This is a genomic window from Streptomyces sp. Q2 (assembly GCF_056820935.1).
Window position 1 is genome coordinate 12,419 of the sequence record NZ_JBXEJE010000062.1, and the last position, 22,165, is coordinate 34,583.

The window sequence follows — 22,165 nt, forward strand, 5'->3', positions numbered from 1 at the left end:
TCACCGGTTCAGCTCGCCCGTCAGGGTGTCGTTCTCGTGTGGTGCCCCCGGCGCAGTGCGAGGACCGCGGAATGACCTCGACCGTAGCCTCGATCACATCGGGAAGCGGCTGACCACCGTGCCCCACGCGGCCACGTTCGATGCCCGCGAACGAACATCCCGTTCCCGGGGTGAACCGGACCTGCCTTCTCATCGTAGGACAGGACGAAAGGCGTTCTGCCCCGGCAGTTGGGGGGTCTGGCGATGCTCCAGGGCCAGGTCGGGCGGCAGCCCGGCAGCCGCTCTCCAGGGCCGCTGTCGCGTGTCGCCCACCATCCGTCCGATCCGCGCTAACCACCTGGCGCAGACGGAACGCACCACAACTCGGTCATCCACAAAGGAACTCGGTGCCTTCGTTTCTCGAAGGCACCGGCCCGCTTCGCCGGCACGGTCCGGTGCGGGCCGACAACCAAGGAAGAGGACATTCACGCATGCGCATCACCCGCCTGGCCCGTCCGAGCCGCAGATCCGCACTGCTCGGCGTCACAGCGGCGGTGGGGCTGTCTGTGGCCGCCGTCACCCTGCCCGGCGTAGCCGGTGCGGTGTCCCACCGTCCGACACGTCCGACGATCGTGCTGGAGCACGGGGCGTTCGCCGACGCGTCGAGCTGGGACGGTGTCGTCACTCGGCTGCAGCGTGCGGGCTATCCCGTGGTGTCCGCCGCCAACCCGCTGCGTGGTCCGGCGACTGATGCCGCTTACCTGCGCAGCGTCGTCGAGCACATCGACGGGCCCGTGGTCCTGGTCGGGCACTCCTACGGCGGTACCGTCATCAGCCAGGCCGCCGCGGGCCTGGAGCGCAAGGTGAAGGCACTGGTCTACATCGCCGCGTTCCTGCCCGACGCGGGCGAGAGTTCGCTCGGACTGACGAACAAGTTCCCCGGCAGCACCCTCGGCCAGGCGATCGAGTCCGTCAACTACACGCTGCCCGACGGTGGTCAGGGCGCTGACGTGTACATCAAGCCGGAGAAGTTCCGCGACCAGTTCGCTGCGGACGTGCCGGCGGACAAGGCCAGGCTCATGGCAGCAGGACAGCGTCCGATCGCCGCCGCCGCGCTGGAGGAGAAGTCGACGAAGGCCGCCTGGAAGACGATCCCCTCCTGGTCGCTGGTCACCACCGAGGACCTCAACATCCCCGTGGCCGCCCAGCGCTACATGTCGGCCCGTGCCGGGGCTCGCACCACGGTCATCGACGCGTCGCACGCGGTGTCCGTGTCCCGCCCCGAGGCCGTCGCCCGCATCGTGGAGCAGGCGGCCCGCACGGTCCGCTGACCGGCAACTCAGCACTGGCGCGGCATCGCACGTCCCAGAGCCATGCCCACCCGGGCACTTCACCACCAGACGCATTTCCCACCGAAAGGCAGTAACCAGCATGGCGTTCATCACCGTCGGCCAGGAGAACTTGACCAGCATCGAGCTGTACTACGAGGACCACGGCACCGGGCAGCCGGTCGTACTGATCCACGGCTACCCGCTCGACGGCCACTCCTGGGAGAAGCAGTCCGCCGCCCTGCTGTCGGCCGGCTACCGCGTGATCACGTACGACCGGCGCGGTTTCGGCCGCTCCAGCCAGCCCACCACCGGCTACGACTACGACACCTTCGCCGCCGACCTGAACACGGTCCTGGAGACCCTCGACCTCAACGACGTCGTCCTGGTCGGCTTCTCCATGGGTACCGGCGAGGTCGCCCGCTACCTGGGAACCTACGGCTCCGCCCGGATAGCCAAGGCAGCCTTCCTCGCCTCTCTCGAACCCTTCCTCCTCAAGACCGACGACAACCCCGGCGGCGTCGACGGCACCATCTTCAAGGACATCGAAGAGGCCGTCACCGCCGACCGCTACGCCTACTTCACCGCGTTCTACGAGAACTTCTACAACCTCGACGAGAACCTCGGCACCCGCATCAGCGAGGAAGCCGTCCGCAACAGCTGGAACGTTGCCGCCGGAGCCTCCTCGTACGCCTCCCTGGCCTGCGTGGCGACCTGGTCCACCGACTTCCGTGCCGACCTCCCCAAGATCGACGTCCCGGCACTGATCCTGCACGGCACAGCCGACCGCATCCTGCCCATCGAGGCCACCGGAGAACGCTTCCACCAGTCTCTCCCGCAGGCCGACTACGTCGTCGTCGACGGCGCCCCCCACGGCCTGCTGTGGACCCACGCCCAGGAGGTCACCCAGGCCCTCCTCACCTTCCTGGCCAAGTGACCGACGGCCGACGGCCCTCCCGCCGAGAGCGGGCACGCGGCCGGTTACGTGGGGGACGCGAGGCTGATCCTGCTCGTTCGCTCGCGGGCCGCTCGTCGGCAGGACCGTGAACCGTGCGCACCCCGCCGTCGTTCCCACGACGGCGGGGTGCGGCGCACGAACCTCTCCTGGATCCAGGACAGTTGCCCGCCGAGCAGCTCTGGCATGATTCGAGAGCCGGAGTGACGCCTCCCTGACGGCTCTTGACCTGCTGATTCTCCCCGATTCTCCCCGATTCTCCCCGGTCCTGACCGGTCAGGACCGGTTGCGGTCCGGGCGTCCTGCTTGCCCGTCGCGGTCAGCCGACGGGGGAGGAGGCCGGCAGGTCCTGGTCGGTGGCCCAGGAGGCCAGGATGCGCAGCCGGTCGTGGGTGGGGGAGCCCGGGAGGGCCGTCCAGACTGTCAGGTGCTGGTCGGGGTCGGTGTTGGCGGTGAGCGTGTCCCAGTCCAGGACGAGTTCGCCGACGACCGGATGGTCGAGGGTCTTGGTGCCCACGGTGCGGGCGGCGACGTGGTGATCGCCCCACCAACGGGCGAACTGCTGGTCGCGCAGGGACAGTTCACCGACCAGTTCGATCAGGTGGGGATCCTCCGGATATTTCGCGGCCTCCATCCGCAGCTGTGCCACGGAGATGTGGGCGGAGGTCTCCCAGTCGGCGTAAAGGGTGCGCATGGCCGGATCCGTGAAGATGATCCGCGGGTAGTTGCGATGCTTTTCCGGGATGCGGGAGAAGTCGGTGACCAGTGCGGCGGCCAACGCGTTCCAGGCCAGGATGTCGCCTCGCCGGCCCTGCACGATGGCGGGCGTGGCGGTGAGGTCGTCCAGGACCCGCTGCAGCTGCGGCTGGACCTTTTGCCGGCCGCGTCGCCGGGTGCGGGTGGTGGTCTTGCCCGCGAGCTGGAAGAGGTAGCCGCGCTCGTCGTCGTCCAGGTGGAGTACCCGGGCGAGGACGTCCAGCACGGGCGCCGACGCCTGCATACGACCCTGTTCGAGCCGGGTGTAGTAGTCGGTGCTGATGCTGGCGAGCTGGGCGACCTCCTCGCGGCGCAGACCGGCCACCCGGCGGGGCTTGCCGGTCTCGGGCAGCCCGACCGTGCGCGGGCTCAGCTCCGAGCGGCGTTTCTTGAGGAATTCTCCCAGCTCGTTGAGGGGGACGTTGGCGGTCATGCATCCCAGGATGACACCGATTACAGCCGGGAAAGGGGGGAGAGTTTCCTCCCAGGATGTTTCCTTCCCAGGATGAATTCCTCCGCTTTTCGCCCCTGCTCCCGAGTGTGAGGCTCGATGTCGAGCAGCCGACCCCGACCCCGACCCCGATCCGGAAGCCGGCTGCGGCACACCGACCCTCGCACCGAAGGAAGCACCCCCATGCGCGGAGCAGTCATCTACGCCCCCGGCGACGTGCGCTTCGAGAACCTCGACGACCCGAAGATCATCCACCCGACCGACGCGGTGATCCGCACCGTCGCCACCTGCGTGTGCGGCTCGGACCTGTGGCCCTACCGCGGCGCGGAACCCGTCGGCGACCCGCACCCGATGGGGCACGAGTACGTCGGCATCGTCGAGGAGGTGGGTGGCGAGGTCGCCAACGTCAAGCCGGGCCAGTTCGTGGTCGGCTCCTTCGCCACCTCGGACAACACCTGCGCGAACTGCCGTAACGGCTGGCAGTCCAACTGTCTGCACCGCGAGTTCATGAGCACCTGCCAGGCCGACCGCGTCCGTATTCCGAACGCCCACGGCACCCTCGTCGCCACCGACGAGCTCCCGGACGGCGCGTTCGTGCCGAGCCTGCTCGCCGTTTCCGACGTGATGGGCACCGGCTGGTACGCGGCCCTCGCCGCCGAAGTGAAGCCCGGCTCCACCGCGGTCGTGGTCGGCGACGGAGCCGTGGGTCTGTGCGGTGTGATCGCCGCCAAGGAACTCGGCGCCGAGCGGATCATCGCCATGAGCCGTCACGACTCCCGGCAGAAACTCGCCCTCGAGTTCGGCGCCACCGACATCGTCAGCGAACGCGGCGACGAAGGCATCGCCCGCGTCAAGGACCTCACCGGCGGTATCGGCGCCGACTCCGTGCTGGAGTGCGTCGGCACCGGCGAGTCGATGCGGCAGGCCCTGCACTCCGCCCGCCCCGGCGGCAACGTCGGCTTCGTCGGCGTCCCGCACGAGGTGGCGGTCGACGGCCAGGAGCTGTTCTTCTCCCACGTCGGCCTGCGCGGCGGCCCCGCCCCCGTGCGCCGCTACCTGCCCGACCTGATCGACCGGGTCCTGTCCGGCCGGATCAACCCGGGCAAGGTCTTCGACCTCACCCTGCCCCTGGAGCAGGTCGCCGAGGGTTACAAGGCGATGGACGAGCGCCGCGCGATCAAGGTCCTCCTCAAGCCCTGAACACGAACGCGTCCACGTCCTGAACGCGAACGCGTCCACGTCCTGAACGCGAACGCGTCCACGCCCTGAACAGGAACGCGTCCACGCACTGACCGCCAACGGGTCCACCCCCGGGGCCACACCCAGGCGCGGCCCCGGACCGGGGGACCACACCCGCTCACGCAAGGACTGACCATGACGACCTTCGCTCTCGTCGGCGCCGGGCCCGGCCTCGGGCTCGCCACCGCCCGCCGCTTCGGAGCCGCCGGCCACACCGTCGCCCTCATCGCCCGCAACGCGGAGAAGCTGGACGGCCTGACCGCCGACCTCGCCCGTGACGACATCCAGGCCCGCGGCTTCACCGCCGACGCCCTCGACCCGGCCGACCTGACGGTGGCCCTGCGGGCGGCGGCCGAGGCACTCGGGCCCATCGAGATCCTCCAGTACAGCCCCGCGCCCCGGGCCGACTTCATGAAGCCGGTGCTCGACACCGGCGCCGACGACCTCGACGCCCCGCTCGCCTTCTCCGCCAAGGGCCCCGTCACCTGCGTGAACGCCGTCCTGCCCGGCATGCGCGCCCTGGGCCGCGGCACCTTGCTGTTCGTCAACGGCTCCAGCGCCGCACGCCCCAACCCGAAGGTCGCCGGCACCTCGATCGCCTTCGCTGCCGAAAGCGCCTACGCCCGCATGCTCCACGACGCGCTCGCCCCGGAGAACATCCACGCCGCTCAGCTGATCATCCCCGGAGCCATCCGGCCCGACGCCGAGCACAGCAGCCCTGACGTCCTGGCACAGCGTCTGTACGACATCCACCAGCAGCGGGACGGCTTCCGCCACTACTCCGAGCCCTTGCCCGACCAGCCACAGGACGGCCGGTGAACCCGGCACCCCTTCGCGCTCTCACCCGCGTGGTCCCGGCCGCCGCCCTCCTGCTGGCCGCGACCGCCTGCACCAGCGAGTCCCCGTCCTCCTCCGCCTCCCAGCCCGCGTCGCCGCAGGCTTCGACAGCCCCGGCGGCCACCATCCCGCCCGGCAGGACAACCGCCATGGACATCCGGCTCACCCTCAACGGCCACCGCGTCGCCGCCACCCTGAACGACAGCGACACCGCCCGCGACCTCGCCGCCCAGCTCCCCCTCACCCTGTCCCTGCGCGACTTCCACCAGGCCGAGAAGATCGCCGACCTGCCGCGAGAGCTGACCACCTCCGGCGCCCCGGAAGGCGCCGACCCCAAGGCCGGTGACCTGGCGTACTACGCGCCCTGGAACCAGCTCGCCACCTACTACCGCGACGCCCCCTACGCGGCCGGCCTGGTTCCCCTCGGGCACATGGCCGACGGCGGCACCGGGCAGCTGGCCACCGCCGACGAGATCACCATCGAAGCCGCGCCCTGACCCGCCCCGGCGAAGACGCTCCCGCGCCGCCACACCACTGCACCCGAACGGAGACCACGACGTGAACCCCACGTACGACTTCACCGGCCAGGTCGCCCTCGTCACCGGGGCCGGCGCCGGTATGGGGCTGGCGACCGCCCGCGCGTTCGCCGCGTCCGGAGCCGCCGTCGCCCTCACCGACATCGACGAAACGGCCCTGAACGCGGCGGCGAAGGAACTCACCGACGCAGGCCACCAGGTCCTCGCCCTCACCTGCGACGTCAGTGACGAGGACCAGGTCGCCGCCGCGGTCGACCGCACCGTCGCGACCTTCGGCCGCCTCGACATGGCCTACAACAACGCCGGCATCCAGATCCCGCCCAGCGACGCAGCCGACGAACCCGCCGAGCGGTTCGACCGCGTCAACGCCATCAACCTGCGCGGCGTCTGGGCCTGTATGAAGCACGAGCTGCGGCACATGCGCGCCCAGGGCAGCGGCGCCATCGTCAACTGCTCCTCCCTGGGCGGCCTCGTCGGCCTCCCCGGCCGCGCCTCGTACCACGCCTCCAAACACGGAGTCCTCGGTCTGACCTCCAGCGCCGCCCTCGAATACGCCCCGCGCGGCATCCGCGTCAACGCCGTCTGCCCCGGCACCATCGACACCCCCATGGTCCGCGACATGATCGCCAAGGGAGAACTCGACCGTGCCGAGGCCGAGGCCGGCCAGCCCGTCAACCGGCTCGGCACCGCCGAGGAGATCGCCCAGGCGGTCCTGTGGCTGTGCAGCCCCGGGTCGGGTTTCGTCATCGGCGTCGCCCTCCCCGTGGACGGCGGCTACGTCGCCCGCTAGGGACAGTCCACACACGAAGGAGACAGGAGAGACACCATGGAATTCGTCAAGCAGCAGTCCAGCAGCAAGGCCCCGGCGCACTGGTTCACCGGCGACGTCTGGTGGGACGTGATCGTGGCCGGTCAGGAGCCGTCCAGGTTGCGCGCCAACCTGGTCCGCTTCTCACCGAGCGCCCGCACCAACTGGCACTCCCACGCCCTGGGCCAGACCCTGCACATCGTGTCCGGCATCGCCCTGATCGGCACCCGGGACGGCACCGTGTTCGAGGCCCACCCCGGCGAGACCGTCGCGTGTCCGCCGAACGAGGAACACTGGCACGGCGCCGCCCCCGACCGGTTCATGGAGCACATCGCCCTGTGGGAGGTCACGGGCGACGGCACCCCCGAGACCGCCTGGGCCGAGCCGGTCACCGACCAGCAGTACGACGGCCCCCGCACCCGCAACCAGTAGACCCGGCCCCGAGCACGCAACCCGGGCTCACTCACACGTTGCCGCCGGTGCTCGCGGCGGCCGGAAAGCGGCGCTGAACGTGTGAGGAACATGAGAATTTGTGTGACCTCCGCCGCGCGGGGCAGACGCGGCCGTTATGAGCACCCCTCATCCGAGCACGGTAGACGAGGCCCCGGAGCAGAGCCTGGGCGGCCGAGCGGCGCCGCCTCTCGTCCCCCCATCGGCGGAACGGGACAGACGCGGTGGGCGGGGCTTTCCGTCGGCACCACGTGGTGGGCGGGTGGCGGGGCTGGACGGATTGCGGACGGTCGCCGTGGTGCTGGTGATCGTCTATCACGTGGAGCCCGCCCGGGTGCCCGGCGGCTCGGTGGGCGTGGACGTCTTCTTCACGCTCAGCGGGTTCGTCATCACCCGGCTGCTGGTCGCCGAGTACGCCCGTACCGGGCGCATCGGCCTGTGGTCGTTCTACCGGCGGCGGTGGCTGCGGCTGGTGCCGGCCATGCTCGTGATGTGCGCGGTCATCGCCCTGCTGTCCCTGGCGCTCCCGATGCCACTGCTCGACGGGGCGTGGGTGGCGGCGGCGCTGGCCGCGGCCTCGGTGGTCAATCTCGTACGGGCCGGGCAGCCGGGCCCGTACTCGGACCTCACCGCGCCCTTCAGTCACACCTGGTCTCTGGGGGTGGAGGAGCAGTTCTACCTGGCCTGGCCGCTCCTGTTGCTGGTGCTGCTCCGGCGCGCGACGGCGCGGACCGTGCTGGGCTGCGTCGCGGCGCTGTGCGTCCTGCCGGTGCTCTGGCGGGTGGCGCTCTGGGACCCCACAGCGGCGCACCGCATCTACAACGGCCCCGACACCCGCGCCGACCAGCTCCTCGTCGGCGCTCTGCTGGCCGTCGTCCTGGCCCGGCTGCGCGCCGACGACCCCCGGCTGGCGCTGTTGCGCCGATGGGCCGGACGGCTCTGCTGGCCCGCCCTCGCGCTGCTCGGTCTGGTCGCCTGGCAGGTGCCGATCACCGGAGCGAGCGGATGGAACCCCGTGTGGTACACGGTCGGCTTCCTGGCCGCCGCCGTCCTGTCGGCCACGGTGGTGGCCGCGCTGGACCTGTGTCCACGGTCGTGGCCGTCCCGTCTGCTGTCGGTGTCCGCCCTGGCATGGGTCGGACGCAACCTCAGCTACGGGATGTACCTGTGGCATTACCCCGTCATCCGGCTGCTCTCCGGTCTCGGTGTGGAAGGCGACCGGCTGCTCCCCGCCGGCGTCGCGGCGACGGTCGCGGCGGCCCTCGTCTCGTACGTCCTGGTCGAGCGGCCCCTGCTGCGACGCAGCCGGTTCCGCGTACGCCGGTTGGAACCGGTGGTCGCCGCGGCGGGTCGGCCGGTCCTGTGATGTGGGCTTTGCGGACAGGGCGGACAGGGCGGACCGCGCGGACCGTGCCGACCACAGGAGCGTGGCCAGGACGGCGTTTCGGACGGGTACGCGGACTGCTTCGGCGGCCTCTTCCGCAGCGGTATCCGGGCGCGACGGCCTACCCGCCGCCCGACGTGGGCGGCGCCGAGCCCGCCGCCGTGGAGGGGCGGGCGCCCGTGCGGTCCGGTCCAGTTCGGCCCGCCAGCACAACCCTCGGGAAGGATCAGCTGTCTTCCTTCGGAGACCGTCCGCCCCGAGGACAAGGCTCATCTCTTGACGAGGAGGCACGTGGGATGGCTGTACATCCTCACGAGTCGGACGGCTTCCTCGCACACTCGCGCAGGCACGGGAAGGGGGTCGTCGTGAGCGGGCAGTCCACCGGGGAACCCGTCGACGTCCTCTCCGAGGTGGTCGCACCGCTGCTGCGCCGTGCCGACCTGTTGTCCCAGCTCCTGCGGATCGGATGCCTGCGCGACCCGCGGGAGCAGGACGCGTAGCCGGTTGCCGAAGATCCGGTAAACCTGCACACCGTTCACCGACAGGCCGCACGAAGCCCGAACCGTCGTCACGACTGCGCCGGATTGCGACGGCCCCGGCGCGGGGGCGTCCGTCCAGGGAATCGGTGGCAACCACCATGCGTGCAGCGCTGACGTAGGTCGCGTGAATTATTCGGCGTATTCGGTCACCGCGGGGGCACGCCGGTGAAGCCGGATTTCGCGATGTGTCCCGTTTGAACTCGGACGGCTGGCCGCCCCTTTGCCGACGTGCTTTGATCCTGCGCGTGGCGAAAGTCGCCGGGATGGGTTCCCGCCTTCTTGACTCGGGCGAACTCTGCCATTCCGAAATACCTATGCGAAGGGAACCGCGCGCAATGAACCGTGCTTGCCCGGTGGAAACAGTCGAGATCTCCGACGCCGACCTGGACAACGTCTCCGGTGGCGGCCTCGCCGTCGGCGGCTTGGGCGCTCTCTCCGTCGAGACGCCGATCGCAGACGTCTGCGCCGACCTCATGGCCGTCGCTTCGACCGAGGGGCTTGCGGCGGGCGGGAGCGTCCACACCACCGCTCTGTGACCAAACGCGCGTCCNAGACGTCTGCGCCGACCTCATGGCCGTCGCTTCGACCGAGGGGCTTGCGGCGGGCGGGAGCGTCCACACCACCGCTCTGTGACCAAACGCGCGTCCAGCCATGGCCCCGGATCTGATGATCCGGGGCCATGGTGATGTACCCCACCATTTTCACGATGTCGACGACGTGGAAATCGGGCCGCCCACAAGCCCCAGCGCCCTGATCCCGTACGCGCCAGCCGTTTGGTACGGCGCGGGGCGCGGGAGCGGGCTCTTTCCCCACCTGGCCGACGTCACCGTCGTCGCGGACCCCGACGGCACGCGGGTCGTCTACGCGGTGACCGGCGAGCTGTTCTTCGCCTCCTCCAACGACCTCGTCGGCCGGTTCGACTACGCCGGCGATCCCGGCAAGGTCGTCATCGACCTGTCGGCCGCGCACATCTGGGACGCCTCCTCCGTCGCCGCCCTGGACGCCATCGAGGCGAAGTACGCCCAGCGCGGCAAGGCGGTCGAGATCATCGGCCTGAACGACCCCAGCGCCGACCTCCACGGCAAGCTCACCGGCGAACTCGCCGGTCACTGAGTCCCGCTCCCGTCCCGGCGGGACTCCGGCCGGAGGACCGCGCAGCGCACGGGAAGCGCACACGACGATGCCCGGGCGACCCCTGTGGGGGTGGCCCGGGCATCTTCACGATCAGACGAGGTCGAACCGGTCCAGGTTCATGACCTTGTCCCACGCGGAGACGAAGTCCTTCACGAACTTCTCCTTCGCGTCGTCGCTCGCGTAGACCTCAGCGAGGGCGCGCAGCTCGGAGTTGGAGCCGAAGACGAGGTCGGCGCGGGTGCCGGTCCACTTGACCTCGCCGGTGGCGGCGTCGCGGCCCTCGAAGGTGGTCTGGTCCTCCGAGGTCGAGCTCCACGCCGTGCCGAAGTCCAGGAGGTTGACGAAGAAGTCGTTCGTCAGGGTCCCGGGGGTGTCGGTGAGGACGCCGTGCGCGGACTGCCCCTGGTTGGCGCCCAGGACGCGCAGGCCGCCGACGAGGACGGTCAGCTCGGGGGCGCTCAGGGTGAGCAGGTTCGCCTTGTCGAGCAGCAGGTACTCGGCCGGCAGGCGGGTGCCCTTGCCGAGGTAGTTGCGGAACCCGTCCGCGACCGGCTCCAGCGCGGCGAAGGACTCCGCGTCGGTGTGCTCCTCGGTGGCGTCCACGCGGCCCGGCGTGAAGGGGACCTCCACGTCGAAGCCGGCGTCCTTGGCGGCCTTCTCGACCGCGGCGGCACCGCCGAGGACGATCAGGTCGGCCAGGGAGACCTTCTTGGCGCCGGCGTTGAACTCGGCCTGGACGCCCTCCAGGACGCGCAGGACCTGGGCGAGCTGGTCGGGGTCGTTGGCCTCCCAGCCGCGCTGCGGCTCGAGGCGGATGCGGGCGCCGTTGGCACCGCCGCGCTTGTCGCTGCCACGGAACGTGGACGCCGAGGCCCACGCGGTGGACACCAGCTGCGAGACGGTCAGCCCGGACGCGAGGAGCTTGGCCTTCAGGGCCGCGATGTCGGCGGCGTCGATGACCTCGCCCTCGGCCTGCGGCAGCGGGTCCTGCCACAGCAGCGTCTCCCCGGGAACCTCCGGGCCGAGGTACAGGGACTTCGGGCCCAGGTCGCGGTGGGTCAGCTTGAACCAGGCGCGGGCGAAGGCGTCCGCGAACTCGGCCGGGTTCTCGTGGAAGCGCTTGGAGATCTCACCGTAGATCGGGTCGAAGCGCAGCGAGAGGTCGGTGGTGAGCATCGTGGGCAGACGCTTCTTCGACGGGTCGTGCGCGTCCGGGATGATCGCCTCGGCGTCCTTGGCCACCCACTGCTTGGCGCCGGCCGGGGACTCGGACAGCTCCCACTCGTAGCCGAAGAGGATGTCGAAGAAGTCGTTGCTCCACTGGGTGGGCTTGGTGGTCCAGGTGACCTCCAGACCGGACGTGATGGCGTCGCCGCCCTTGCCGGTGCCGTAGGTGGACTTCCAGCCCAGGCCCTGCTCCTCCATGGAGGCGGCCTCGGGGTCGTTGCCCACGTGGTCGGCCGGGCCGGCGCCGTGGGTCTTGCCGAAGGTGTGGCCACCGGCGATGAGGGCGACGGTCTCCTCGTCGTTCATCGCCATACGGCGGAACGTCTCGCGGATGTCGCGGGCCGCGGCCAGCGGGTCCGGGTTGCCGTTGGGGCCCTCCGGGTTGACGTAGATGAGGCCCATCTGGACGGCGCCGAGCGGGTTCTCCAGCTCACGGTCGCCGGTGTAGCGCTGGTCGTCGAGCCAGGTGGTCTCGGGACCCCAGTAGACGTCCTCGTCGGCCTCCCAGACGTCGGCGCGGCCGCCGCCGAAGCCGAAGGTCTCGAAGCCCATCGTCTCCAGCGCGACATTGCCCGTGAGGATCATGAGGTCGGCCCAGGAGATGGACTGGCCGTACTTCTTCTTGACCGGCCACAGCAGACGGCGGGCCTTGTCGAGGTTGCCGTTGTCCGGCCAGCTGTTCAGCGGCGCGAAGCGCTGCTGGCCGCGGCCGCCACCGCCGCGGCCGTCGCTGATGCGGTAGGTGCCGGCGCTGTGCCAGGCCATACGGATCATCAGCGGGCCGTAGTTGCCGAAGTCGGCGGGCCACCAGTCCTGCGAGGTGGTCAGCACCTCGGCGATGTCCCGTTTCACGGCCGCCAGGTCGAGGTTCTGGAACGCCTCGGCGTAGTCGAACGACTCACCGAGGGGGTTCGCGACGACCGGGTCCTTGGCAAGGATCTTCAGGTTGAGGCGCTCCGGCCACCACTGGCGGTTTCCGCCGCCCTGGGTGGGGTGCGGGGCGCGCCCGTGCGCGACCGGGCAGCCCGAGGCCTCCTCCGGCTTCGGGTCCGTGACGATCGCGTCATGGTTCTCGGTCATGGGGAATCCTTCCGAACGGGGTAAACCACAAGCTCAGGAGCTGGGGGCGGTGGAGCAGGAGGGGCACAGGCCCCAGTAGATGACTTCGGCCTCGTCGACCGAGAAGCCGTGGTCGACGGACGCGGTCAGGCAGGGGGCGTGGCCGACCGCGCAGTCGACGTCGGCGACGACACCGCACGACCGGCACACGAGGTGGTGGTGGTTGTCGCCGACGCGTCCCTCGAACCGGGCGGGGCTGCCCGGTGGCTCGATGCGGCGTACGAGCCCCGCGGCAGTGAGTGCGTGCAGGGCTTCGTACACCGCTTGAAGCGATATGTGACCGACACGGTCGCGCACCCCGGAGGCGATCGCCTCGACGCCGAGGTGGTCGCCGCCCCGGACGGTCTCGAGCAGCGCGACACGGGCGGCCGTCACCCGCAGGCCGGCACCACGCAGTTCCTCGGCAGTGGCGGGGGGCTGGGGTGCAGTCATGCCGCCAACCTACCCTCATAAACACGAATGGTTCAAGAAATGGAACGGTACAAGTTTGGTGTCCTGTGGGTGGCGGGCGAACGCCGGGCCGTCGACCCCGGCGAACGGCGGTCGTCCTACGGCCGTACGCGCCACGGCGGCCCGACAGATCGCCGTCTCCTGGTGGCAAACTTTCTCGCGCACCATCGACATGTCCTTGACACATCGACGGTAAGGAAGCGCCTGTGAGAACGCCCCGCACCGCGCGAAGAGCCGCACTTCTCGCCTCGGGCACCGTGCTGACGACCCTCCTCGCGGCCTCCCCGGCATGGGCGGCCGACCTCCCGGTGGTGACGGCCACCGGTGAGACCGCCGCCCTCTACGACGACGAGGCCGGCGGCAACTCCGACGCCGACGACCCGGCGATCTGGCGCAACCCCGCCGACCCCGGGCGCAGCCTCGTCGTGGCCACCGCCAAGGAAGGCGGTCTGCGGGTCTACGACCTCGACACCCGCCTCGTGCAGTCGCTGCCCGCCCCGCAGCCGCCCGGCGCGGACGACGCCCCGGGCCGCTTCAACAACGTCGACCTCGTCTCCGGCCTGCGCACGCCGGCCGGGCGGGCCGACGTGGCGGTGGTGAGCGACCGTGGCGGCGACCGGCTGCGGATCTACCGCGTCGATCCGTCGCGGCCCGGCGGTCCGCTGACCGACGTCACCGACCCGGCCGCCGCCCCGGTCTTCTCCGCCGGCCAGGCCGAGATCAACGACCAGCGCACGGCGTACGGCCTGGCCACCTGGAAGGACCGGACCACCGGCCGGGCCTACGCGGTGGTGAGTCAGCGCGAACGCACCCGCCTCGCCCTGCTCGAACTCGTCCCGGCCGCGAACGGCACGGTCGGCTACCGCAAGGTCCGCACCCTCGACCTCCCCTCCTCCTTCCGTCTGCCGAACGGCACGACCTGGAGCCCCTGCCTGGAGCCCGGCGAACTCCCGCAGGTCGAGGGCATGGTCGTCGACCCGGCCACCGGCACCCTCTACGCGGGCCAGGAGGACGTCGGCATCTGGCGGCTCCGCGCCGACCTCACCGGCAAGCCGGCGCTGGTGGACAAGGTGAAGGAGTACGGCGTCCCCGGGACCTATGACGAGGAGACCGAGGAGTGCGCCCCGGGCGCCGACCCCGGCTACGGCGGCAGGCGTCTGGCGGCCGACGTCGAGGGCCTGACCCTCTTCCAGGAGCCCGACGGCGACGGCTACCTCCTCGCCTCCAGCCAGGGCGACAACACCTTCGCCCTGTACGACCGAGAGGTGAGCGAGGGCAACGAGTACGAGGGCGGCTTCCGGATCGGCGCCGCGACGGACACGCTCGACAGCGTGGAGGAGTGCGACGGCGCCGCCGTCCTGAACGCCCCGCTCGGCGACCGCTACCCGCGTGGCCTGCTCGTCGTCCAGGACGGTCAGGAGACTCCCGCCGTGCCGGACGGTGAGGGCGGTACGCGTACGGCGACCGGCTTCACGTTCGTCGACCTCGGTGCCGTGGTGGACGCCGCCGGGATGTGACGTCGGTGGGTTGTGACATCGGTGGGAGGCCCCGGCGCGGTGTTGGGCAGCCTGCACAGGTCGGTGCCCGGGCGCGCCGGTACCCGCGGCGAGACGCACGGGCCTGCCAGGCACGGCGGTGACGCCGACGAACCTACTGTCCGACGCTGTGGCCGGTCCTGGAGTCCTGTACTCCGGCACCCGCGGGGCCGGCCGCCTGGGCTGGTCGGCGGAGTCGGCGGAGTCGGCGGAGTCGGCGGGGGTCGGCGAGGTCGGCCGCACGGCGGCAGGGAAGCGTCCGGTCATGCCCGTGCAAAATCGTCGCGGGATGGCCGGGCGCGGGGCGAACCTCCCGAGGTGAGTGGCAGGATCGGGCGGCATGAGGGCGTCCCCTGCGGTGCGAGGGCTGCGCGCGGCGGTGTTCGCGGCGCTGTCCGTGCTGCTGGCCGCCGCGGGGCACGCACTGGCGACCGGGATGACGCCGCCGGTGTGGGTGCAGGTCACGGGGTTCGTGCTGGCGTTCGCGGCAGGGTGCCTGCTGGGCGGGCGGGAGCGGTCGCTGGTGCCCATCGGCGGGGCGACGCTCGCGGCGCAGGGAGGGCTGCACATCGCGTTCGGGGCCGCGCGGTCGCACGCGGTCGTGGCCATGCACGGCATGCGCATGCAGCAGTCACACGCCCTGACGCCTCACGCCACCCTGGCCCATGTCTCGGCCGCCCTCCTGCTGACCTGGTGGCTGCGACGCGGCGAGGCCGCGCTGTGGTCGCTGTTGCGCCGGGCCGTCGCGATCGTGCCGGGGCTCGCCGCCTGGTGGCAGGTGCGCAGGGGCGGGTGGGCCGTGCCGGCCCGTCCCGGGGCCGTACGACGAGCGGGCGACGGACCGGGAGCGCTGCGCCGGATCCTGCTGCGGCACGCGGTGCGGCGACGCGGCCCGCCCACGGGGATTCCGTACGCGATCTGACCCCCGACGCCCGTTCCCAGTACGGAGATCGACCCACCCATGTCCTACCGCCCCATGTCCTGTCGCCCCATGTCCCGCCGAGCCATGTCCCGCACACCCACCTCCCTGCGCCGCGCCGGCGGCGTCGCCGTCCTCGCCGTCGCCGGGGTTGTGGCCGCCGCGGGCGCCGCCTCCGCGCACGTCACCGTCCACCCCGAGAGCTACGCCAAGGGCGCCACCGACGGCGTCCTGAGCTTCCGCGTCCCCGACGAGGACGACTCCGTGAGCACCACGAAGGTGCAGCTCTTCCTGCCCACCGACCACCCCGTCCTCGGCGTGCTCGTGTCCCCGCACGACGGCTGGAGCGCCAAGGTGACCGACACGAAGCTGAAGACGCCGGTCAAGACGGACGACGGCACCATCACCGACGCCGTCTCCGAGATCACCTGGACCGGCGGGGCGATCGGGCCGGGCCACTACGAGGACTTCGACGTAGCCTTCGGGCAACTTCCGGACAGCACCGCCCAGTTGACGTTCAAGACCCTGCAGACGTACTCCGACGGAAAAATCGTCCGCTGGATCGAGGAGGCCGAGCCGGGCGCGGAAGAACCGTCGAACCCCGCGCCGGTGCTCAAGCTCACGGCGGGTGACGGCACGTCGGAGGCGGCAGCCGCGAGTTCCCGGTCGACGGCGGCCTCGGCCGACGACTCCACCGCGCGCGGGCTCGGCATCGCCGGTCTGGTCGCGGGTGTACTGGGCCTGGCGGCCGCCGTGTTCGCCGTCGTGCGAAGGGGCACCCCCCCATCCGCCTAGACGGTGTCGTGGATCACATGTGTGGGGATGAGTCCGGGGCCGGGGGAATTTCCGTACCCCTGCGTGACGACGCGCGGGTCGATGTGAGGATGAGGGCGTCATGACAGCCGGGTGGGGTTCTCGCACAGTACGGGCCGCGGTGTTCGCGGCCGTCTGTGTGCTGCTCGCCGCCCTGGGCCACGTCATGATGTCCGGCAGCCACGTACCCGCCTGGGTGCTGGCCGCGGGATTCGGTGTGACCGGTGCCGTCGGATGGGGTCTGTCCGGGCGGGAGCGCGGGCTTCCCCTGGTCGTGGCGTTCGTGGTCACCGTGCAGACTCTCCTGCACTCGGCGTTCTCGCTCGCGCAGTCGGCGAGCGGGGTGCCGTCGAGCGGCTCGCCGGCCCCGGGCGTGCGCTCCCCGCACATGGGCTCCTCGCACATGGGCTCCGCCCACACAGCGTCCATGCACATGGACGGCATGGCCTCCATGGACATGAGCCACACGGGCCACTCCACCGGCGTCGACACGTCCTCGTTCGGCATGCTCGCCGCCCACCTCCTGGCCGCGCTGCTGTGCGGCCTGTGGCTGGCGCACGGCGAACGGGCCGCCTTCCGCATCCTGCGGGCCGTCGCCGGATGGCTGGCCGCCCCGCTGCGGCTGCTGCTGGCACTGCCCGCCACCCCTGACCGCCCGCGCCTGCGGGGACGCCGCCCGCGCACTGACCAGGCGCCGCGCCTGCTCCTTCTCGTCCACGCGATCACTTCTCGGGGTCCGCCCGTGGGGACGGCTGTCGTCTGAAGACAGCTGGTACCCCGAGGCCGCCGTACGGGCGCCTCGGGCCGCGGCCGTACGCCCACACAGGCGTCGTGCGTCGTACGGCCGCATCCCCTCACATCACGGATGCCCCGAGAAGGACACCAAGTGATCGCTACAAGGCACCTCATGGACGACTCGACGACTGCCTGGGCGCTCGCCGCCCGTGCCGGTGACACCGAAGCCGTCGAGCACTTCGTCCGCGCACTGCACCGCGACGTCCTGCGGTACGTCGCCCACCTGTGCGCCGATCCGCAGGCCGTGGACGACCTGGCCCAGGACACGTTCCTGCGGGCGCTCGGCAGCCTGCACCGGTTCGAGGGCCGTTCCTCCGCCCGTGCCTGGCTGCTGTCCATCGCGCGCCGCGCGGTGATCGACAGCTACCGGCGCTCGGCGGCCCGACCCCGGCTGCACGACGTGACGGACTGGCAGCTGGCCGTCGAGCGGGCCCAGCCGTGCGGTCTGCCCGGCTTCGACGACGGCATCGCGCTCGCCGACCTGCTGGCGGCGCTGCCCGACGAGCGCCGGGAGGCGTTCGTCCTCACGCAGTTGCTCGGCCTGCCGTACGAGGAGGCGGCCGCGCTGGCCGGCTGCCCGGTCGGCACGGTCCGTTCCCGGGTGTCCCGCGCCCGCGCCACCCTCATCGACCTGCTGACAGCGGCGGAGGAGCAGCACCCGCGGCGGGCCGCCGTGGCTGCCTGAAGCGGCCTGGCGGCCGGGTTGCTTGCAGCCTGGTGGCTTGCCGGCCTGAAGTGGCCTGCTGGGCTGCCGCTTTGCCGACCTGCAGCGGCCTGCGGTCTGCGGCCTGCGGCCTGGTGGCTTGCCGGCCTGGCGGCCTGCGGCCTGGCGGCCTGAAGAGGCTTGCCACTGCCGCCACTGCCGCCCTCCCGGGCCCGAGCGCCCTGCCGCCCCACCCCACCCGATTCAGCCGCGCAGCTTTCCGCACCAGCCCCGTCGCCGTGCCGAGTGCGAGTAGCCCCGTCCCGGCCAGGGCGAGTGCCCTGGCCGGGCGGCCGGGTGGGATGGGGCGGGCGTAGGGGGCGACGCCGTACGCGCTTCCAGGGAGGCCGGGACGGCCGAGGCCGGTAACTCCGCGAGGTGGACCGCCTCGTGCGGGATGTCCGGGAAGCGGCGGCGGATCCCGTCGGCGTAGGTGTCGCGCAGGGTGCGCAGTTGACGGTAGACCGCCGCCTTCAGGTCGCCGTGCCGTTCGATCTCGGCGTACTCCTCGTCGCCGGTCGCGCCGAACCAGAAGCGGGTGCCGTCGTAGAGCAGCACCTCCAGGCGGGCGATGTTGTCGACGACCTTGCCGGTCGCCTGTGCGGTGGCCCGCAGGAGTTGTTGCCGATCATGCCGCCGATCGCGCAGCTCGCCGGGCGCGTACCGGCGCCCGCCGGCACGGTCGGTCGCTGCCGCACCGCAGGCGGTACGCCAACTGGTTCGCGTGGGTGGCGGGCTCCGGCCCGAAGCGCAGCCCGGTCGGCGCGAGTTGCCGGTTGAGTTCGTTCAGCACGATGCCAGGCTGGACGACACACGTGCGGGCGTCCTCGTCCACGGACTCCAGCCGGTCGCAGTTCTTCGACGGGCCGATCACGACGGCGGTGTTGGTGCACAGCCCGGTCAGACTGGTCCCGCCGCCCCGGGACAGCGCGGGCACGTCGTACGCACGCGCCGCGGCCACCGCCACCGCCACCGCCACCGCCTCCGCGGCGGCTTCCGGCGTACGGGGCACCACCACGCCGGCCGGGGGCTGCCGCAAGTTGGAGGCGTCCGTCGCGTAGGCGGCCCGGCTGCCCGCGTCGAACCGGACCTCACCGTCGACCGGCGCGCGCAGGGCTCTCTCCAACGCGCCCGCGTCGAAGGGTGGTACGGCCGCTCGCCGGGTGACGGGGTCGGGCAGGTCCAACGCGCCCACGGGGCCCTCCTCGCGGGGTCGGCGCAGCGGCGGCCGCCGTGCCCGGGGCCCGGGGCACGGGGCACGGGGCGACCGGGTTCCCCACGGCCGCGCCGACCAGACGAGACCTAGTCGGAGGCCGTCTCCTTGGCGAAACCCGGCAGCAGCGCACGCATCGCCTCGCACTGGGCCGGCCCGACGAACTGCTCCAGCGCCTGGATCACCGTCTCGGCCAGCAGCTCGGAGGACTCCTTCAGCAGGTCCCGCGCCTTGTCCGTGAGGGCCACCTCGACGCCCCGCTTGTCGCCGCAGACCGACTTGCGGGTGACGAGACCGGCGTGCTGGAGGCAGGCGATCTGGTAGGTGAGCCGGGTCTTGGGGCGGCCCAGGAGCTCCGCGATCTGTGTCATGCGCAGGCCCGCGGGCTGTTCGGCCAGCAGGCACAGGACCAGGAACTCGTCATGGGAGACGTCGAGCCGTTCCTTGACGACGGAGCGCAGCCGCTGCTCCACGGCCCCGGTGGAGGCCAGCACCAGCATCCAGGCGCGGAGCTCGTCCGGCAGGAGTCGGGTGCCGGAGGAGGAGGGGCATTCGGGCAGATCGGCCATGATTTCGAGTCTACCTGTTGTCCAAGTTTGGATTATTGGCTAGTGTCTGGTCATCCAAATTTGGACGACAGGAGCAAGGGATCATGACCGTCACCGTTGAAACGGGTACGTGGCAGCTCGACCGCACCGCCTCCACCGTCGCGCTGCGGCACAAGACGATGTGGGGCCTGGTCACGGTGAAGGGCACCTTCTCCGGCGTCACGGGCCAGGGCGAGGTGCGCCCCGACGGTTCGGCCGTCGGCACCCTCACCCTGGAAGCCGCCTCCCTCGACACGAAGAACGCCAAACGCGACACCCACCTGCGGTCCGCCGACTTCTTCGACGTCGACCACCACCCCGAGATCACCCTCGCCGTCCGCAGCGCCGAACTCCACGCCGACAAGACGGTCCACGTCGTCGGTCAGCTCACCGCGCGCGGGGTCAGCAGGCCCCTGACCTTCACCGCCAACCTGGTGGAAGCGGACGCCGACACGCTCACCCTCGCCGCCGAATTCACCGTGGACCGCGGCCAGTTCGGCATGGGCTGGAACCAGCTGGGCATGATCCGCGGCGTCACCACGATCACGACCACGCTCCGCTTCAGCCGGACCGCAGCCTGACGTAGGTGCTCGACAGCGTCTGCGGCGAGGCCGTGAAGGCCCGCAGCCGGATCCGTACACCCGGCCGTCGGGGCACGGCGTACGTCCCGCTCGGCGGCCGGAGTTCGTACGTCGCCGTCGTGTGCGCGGGCAGCGCGGCCGGCCCCCGCAGGACCGACCAGTACGGGTCCATGCCCTGCCCCGCGGTGAGCGTGAAGTGGGGTGTCAGGGCGGTGTCGTCCGTGTTGGTGACCCGCAGGGTCAGCCGGGAGAGGGCGCTCGCCGAGACCCGCCGCACCGACGCGACCCGCATCCGCAGCGGAGGCGTCCCCGACACGGCCAGTACGGAACTCACCAGCGCGGGCGCGAGCAGCACCACAGCCGCCGCGACCCGCGCCGGACGCCGGTGCGGGCCGCACAGCGGGCGCGGCCTCGGCTGCCACGCGCCGGCGAACTCCGACGGGGGCGCGGTGACCGCCGCCGCCAGCCACAGCGGCGTCATCATCAGGTAGTAGCCGTCCTGCGAACGCGTCGCCAGGAAGAAGGCGCACCACGGCAGGACGGTCGCCGCGGGCCCCAGCCGCCGTACGCACAGCACGAACAGCGCCAGCAGACCCGCGACCAGCAGCGCACTCGCGTGCCCGTACCAGTCGAGCCGGTCACTGCCGTTCGTGAAGTAGAGCGAGACGTCCACCAGGCCCTGCCCGTGCAGCACCGCGCCCTGGGTCAGCGGCAGGGCGATGCCGGTGAACCACCGACCCGGCTCGCTCACGATGAAGTACGTGCTGATCAGCAGCCACACGGTGACGGCGAGCCCCACGACCCGCAGCATCACCAGCGCCGCCGCCCGCGCGCCCAGCTCGCCGCGCCGCACGGCGTAGACGCCGGCCAGCAGGAACGGCGCCAGGAACCACGGCAGTTGCTGCGCCGCGCACGCCGCTCCCAGGCAGGCGGCCTGCGCGAGCCCGGCCGGGCCGAGCCGCCCGCCCCGCCCGATCCGCGGCCAGCGCACCACTACCGGCACCAGCAGGGCCAGCGCCAGGATCGACGGGTAGCCGAGCCTGGCGTACGAGGGCAGCATGCCGAAACCGAGGCACACCATGGTCGCCGCCGACCGCCACGGGGTGGGCAGCAGCCGCCACAGCACCACCGTGCCGACGACCAGCGCGAGCGAAGCCAGCACCGACGCCGGTGTGCCGCCGTGACCCAGCCACAGCAGGGGAGCGGTCAGCAGCGGGGCCAGCGGGGGATAGCCGTACGTGAGGTCGTAGCCGCCGCTCGTCGTCGGGGTGAGCCCGACACCGGGGTGGCCGAACAGCCAGGGCCAGGGCTGCCCGTAGACGGCGTGCCCGGCGACCAGCTCCCGGGCGGCCTGCGTGGTGAGGTCCGCCTCGTCGGAGCCCCGGTGGGAGAGCACCAGCGCGCACAGCGCGAGCGTCACCGCGGTCACCAGGACGCACAGGTCCAGCCGCGCCAGCGACCGCTCCCGGCGCACCACCAGCGCCAGCACCCCGTACACCAGGATCGACGCGTAGCAGACGCAGATCACCGCGGCCACGGGCAGTCGGTGCTCGGCCGCCTGCGTCCACACCGAGCGCGTACCGATGAGCAGGCTGATGCCGGCGAGCAGCGTCAGGACGCGATGCCACTGCGCGGGGGGTTCCGGGGCGGCGGGCCCCGCCGGCTGCGGCCGCCGGCCGGGTGCCGACAGCTGAGTATCTGCCAGGAGCACGCCACCGGACGTTAATCGTGCCTGGTGAGCGGGGTGCCGCAGCAGGTGAAGAGTGCGGTGTGAGGGCGGTAAGGAAGCGGGCATCTGGGGCAAAGGGTGCCTCAGGGGGCCCCGCG

The 22,165-nt window shown here is 71.6% G+C and carries 21 protein-coding genes and 2 pseudogenes; 17 read left to right on the forward strand and 6 right to left on the reverse strand.

Annotated features, from left to right (window positions below):
• The first annotated feature begins 470 nt into the window (after positions 1-470).
• Positions 471-1,310 (forward strand): alpha/beta fold hydrolase, encoded by an 840-nt coding sequence (locus ACWBNA_RS43140; protein WP_482710084.1) that lies wholly within the window; start codon positions 471-473, stop codon positions 1,308-1,310.
• Positions 1,311-1,410: 100 nt separating this feature from the next.
• On the forward strand, positions 1,411-2,244 hold the full coding sequence (locus tag ACWBNA_RS43145) for an alpha/beta fold hydrolase (RefSeq protein WP_482710085.1): 834 nt from the start codon (positions 1,411-1,413) through the stop codon (positions 2,242-2,244).
• A 337-nt stretch (positions 2,245-2,581) separates the two neighbouring features.
• Here the strand turns inward: ACWBNA_RS43145 and ACWBNA_RS43150 are convergent, their stop codons facing one another.
• The gene (locus tag ACWBNA_RS43150) at positions 2,582-3,451 is read right to left on the reverse strand and encodes a helix-turn-helix domain-containing protein (RefSeq protein WP_482710087.1); all 870 of its coding nucleotides are present in this window, start codon (positions 3,449-3,451) and stop codon (positions 2,582-2,584) included.
• A gap of 201 nt (positions 3,452-3,652) precedes the next feature.
• Between ACWBNA_RS43150 and ACWBNA_RS43155 the strand changes: the two genes are divergently transcribed.
• From ACWBNA_RS43155 to ACWBNA_RS43195, 9 genes and pseudogenes are all read left to right on the forward strand, one after another.
• Positions 3,653-4,669: a zinc-dependent alcohol dehydrogenase family protein gene (locus ACWBNA_RS43155; RefSeq protein ID WP_482710088.1), complete on the forward strand. Its 1,017-nt coding sequence runs from the start codon at positions 3,653-3,655 to the stop codon at positions 4,667-4,669.
• A 174-nt stretch (positions 4,670-4,843) separates the two neighbouring features.
• Positions 4,844-5,527: an SDR family NAD(P)-dependent oxidoreductase gene (locus ACWBNA_RS43160; protein WP_482710090.1), complete on the forward strand. Its 684-nt coding sequence runs from the start codon at positions 4,844-4,846 to the stop codon at positions 5,525-5,527.
• Positions 5,524-6,042, forward strand: coding sequence for a cyclophilin-like fold protein (locus ACWBNA_RS43165; RefSeq protein ID WP_482710091.1), 519 nt, complete (start codon positions 5,524-5,526; stop codon positions 6,040-6,042). The genes ACWBNA_RS43160 and ACWBNA_RS43165 overlap by 4 nt, the downstream gene beginning before the upstream one ends.
• 61 nt (positions 6,043-6,103) lie before the next feature.
• On the forward strand, positions 6,104-6,871 hold the full coding sequence (locus tag ACWBNA_RS43170; RefSeq protein WP_482710093.1) for a glucose 1-dehydrogenase: 768 nt from the start codon (positions 6,104-6,106) through the stop codon (positions 6,869-6,871).
• A 36-nt stretch (positions 6,872-6,907) separates the two neighbouring features.
• Entirely contained in the window at positions 6,908-7,321 is a 414-nt protein-coding gene (locus tag ACWBNA_RS43175) for a (R)-mandelonitrile lyase (RefSeq protein WP_482710094.1), read from the forward strand.
• Positions 7,322-7,601: 280 nt separating this feature from the next.
• Positions 7,602-8,705 (forward strand): acyltransferase family protein, encoded by a 1,104-nt coding sequence (locus tag ACWBNA_RS43180; protein ID WP_482710095.1) that lies wholly within the window; start codon positions 7,602-7,604, stop codon positions 8,703-8,705.
• Positions 8,706-9,019: 314 nt separating this feature from the next.
• Positions 9,020-9,223, forward strand: a complete 204-nt coding sequence (locus ACWBNA_RS43185) for a hypothetical protein (RefSeq protein WP_482710097.1) — start codon at positions 9,020-9,022, stop codon at positions 9,221-9,223.
• A gap of 392 nt (positions 9,224-9,615) precedes the next feature.
• The gene (locus tag ACWBNA_RS43190) at positions 9,616-9,798 is read left to right on the forward strand and encodes a hypothetical protein (RefSeq protein ID WP_482710099.1); all 183 of its coding nucleotides are present in this window, start codon (positions 9,616-9,618) and stop codon (positions 9,796-9,798) included.
• 274 nt (positions 9,799-10,072) lie between these two features.
• Positions 10,073-10,375 (forward strand): annotated as a pseudogene (locus ACWBNA_RS43195) (STAS domain-containing protein); the annotation flags it as partial.
• Positions 10,376-10,486: 111 nt separating this feature from the next.
• Here ACWBNA_RS43195 and katG read toward each other — a convergent pair.
• Complete coding sequence (gene katG / locus ACWBNA_RS43200; protein ID WP_482710100.1) at positions 10,487-12,703, reverse strand: catalase/peroxidase HPI; 2,217 nt, start codon at positions 12,701-12,703, stop codon at positions 10,487-10,489.
• A gap of 33 nt (positions 12,704-12,736) precedes the next feature.
• A complete protein-coding gene (locus tag ACWBNA_RS43205; protein WP_384308896.1) occupies positions 12,737-13,174 on the reverse strand; it encodes a Fur family transcriptional regulator in 438 nt (145 codons plus the stop codon).
• 224 nt (positions 13,175-13,398) lie between these two features.
• Between ACWBNA_RS43205 and ACWBNA_RS43210 the strand changes: the two genes are divergently transcribed.
• The 5 genes from ACWBNA_RS43210 to ACWBNA_RS43230 all read left to right on the forward strand — a co-directional run bounded on the left by ACWBNA_RS43210 (position 13,399) and on the right by ACWBNA_RS43230 (position 17,939).
• Positions 13,399-14,709: a phytase gene (locus ACWBNA_RS43210; protein ID WP_482710101.1), complete on the forward strand. Its 1,311-nt coding sequence runs from the start codon at positions 13,399-13,401 to the stop codon at positions 14,707-14,709.
• 358 nt (positions 14,710-15,067) lie between these two features.
• Positions 15,068-15,649, forward strand: coding sequence for a hypothetical protein (locus ACWBNA_RS43215; RefSeq protein WP_482710102.1), 582 nt, complete (start codon positions 15,068-15,070; stop codon positions 15,647-15,649).
• An 84-nt stretch (positions 15,650-15,733) separates the two neighbouring features.
• Positions 15,734-16,441, forward strand: a complete 708-nt coding sequence (locus ACWBNA_RS43220; protein ID WP_482710120.1) for a YcnI family protein — start codon at positions 15,734-15,736, stop codon at positions 16,439-16,441.
• Between the two features lie 100 nt (positions 16,442-16,541).
• Positions 16,542-17,222, forward strand: a complete 681-nt coding sequence (locus tag ACWBNA_RS43225; RefSeq protein ID WP_482710103.1) for a hypothetical protein — start codon at positions 16,542-16,544, stop codon at positions 17,220-17,222.
• 102 nt (positions 17,223-17,324) lie between these two features.
• Positions 17,325-17,939, forward strand: a complete 615-nt coding sequence (locus ACWBNA_RS43230; protein WP_482710104.1) for a sigma-70 family RNA polymerase sigma factor — start codon at positions 17,325-17,327, stop codon at positions 17,937-17,939.
• 411 nt (positions 17,940-18,350) lie between these two features.
• On the opposite strand, the pseudogene ACWBNA_RS43235 reads toward ACWBNA_RS43230, so the two are convergent.
• A pseudogene (locus tag ACWBNA_RS43235) lies at positions 18,351-19,152 on the reverse strand (FAD-binding oxidoreductase); the annotation flags it as partial.
• A 107-nt stretch (positions 19,153-19,259) separates the two neighbouring features.
• Positions 19,260-19,739 carry a MarR family winged helix-turn-helix transcriptional regulator gene (locus tag ACWBNA_RS43240; protein WP_482710105.1) on the reverse strand — a complete coding sequence of 160 codons (480 nt, stop codon included), beginning with the start codon at positions 19,737-19,739 and terminating at the stop codon, positions 19,260-19,262.
• An 83-nt stretch (positions 19,740-19,822) separates the two neighbouring features.
• On the opposite strand from ACWBNA_RS43240, the gene ACWBNA_RS43245 reads away from it, so the two are divergent.
• Positions 19,823-20,338 (forward strand): YceI family protein, encoded by a 516-nt coding sequence (locus ACWBNA_RS43245; protein WP_482710106.1) that lies wholly within the window; start codon positions 19,823-19,825, stop codon positions 20,336-20,338.
• Here ACWBNA_RS43245 and ACWBNA_RS43250 read toward each other — a convergent pair.
• Entirely contained in the window at positions 20,319-22,049 is a 1,731-nt protein-coding gene (locus tag ACWBNA_RS43250; RefSeq protein ID WP_482710107.1) for a hypothetical protein, read from the reverse strand. The genes ACWBNA_RS43245 and ACWBNA_RS43250 overlap by 20 nt on opposite strands.
• Positions 22,050-22,165 lie beyond the last annotated feature (116 nt).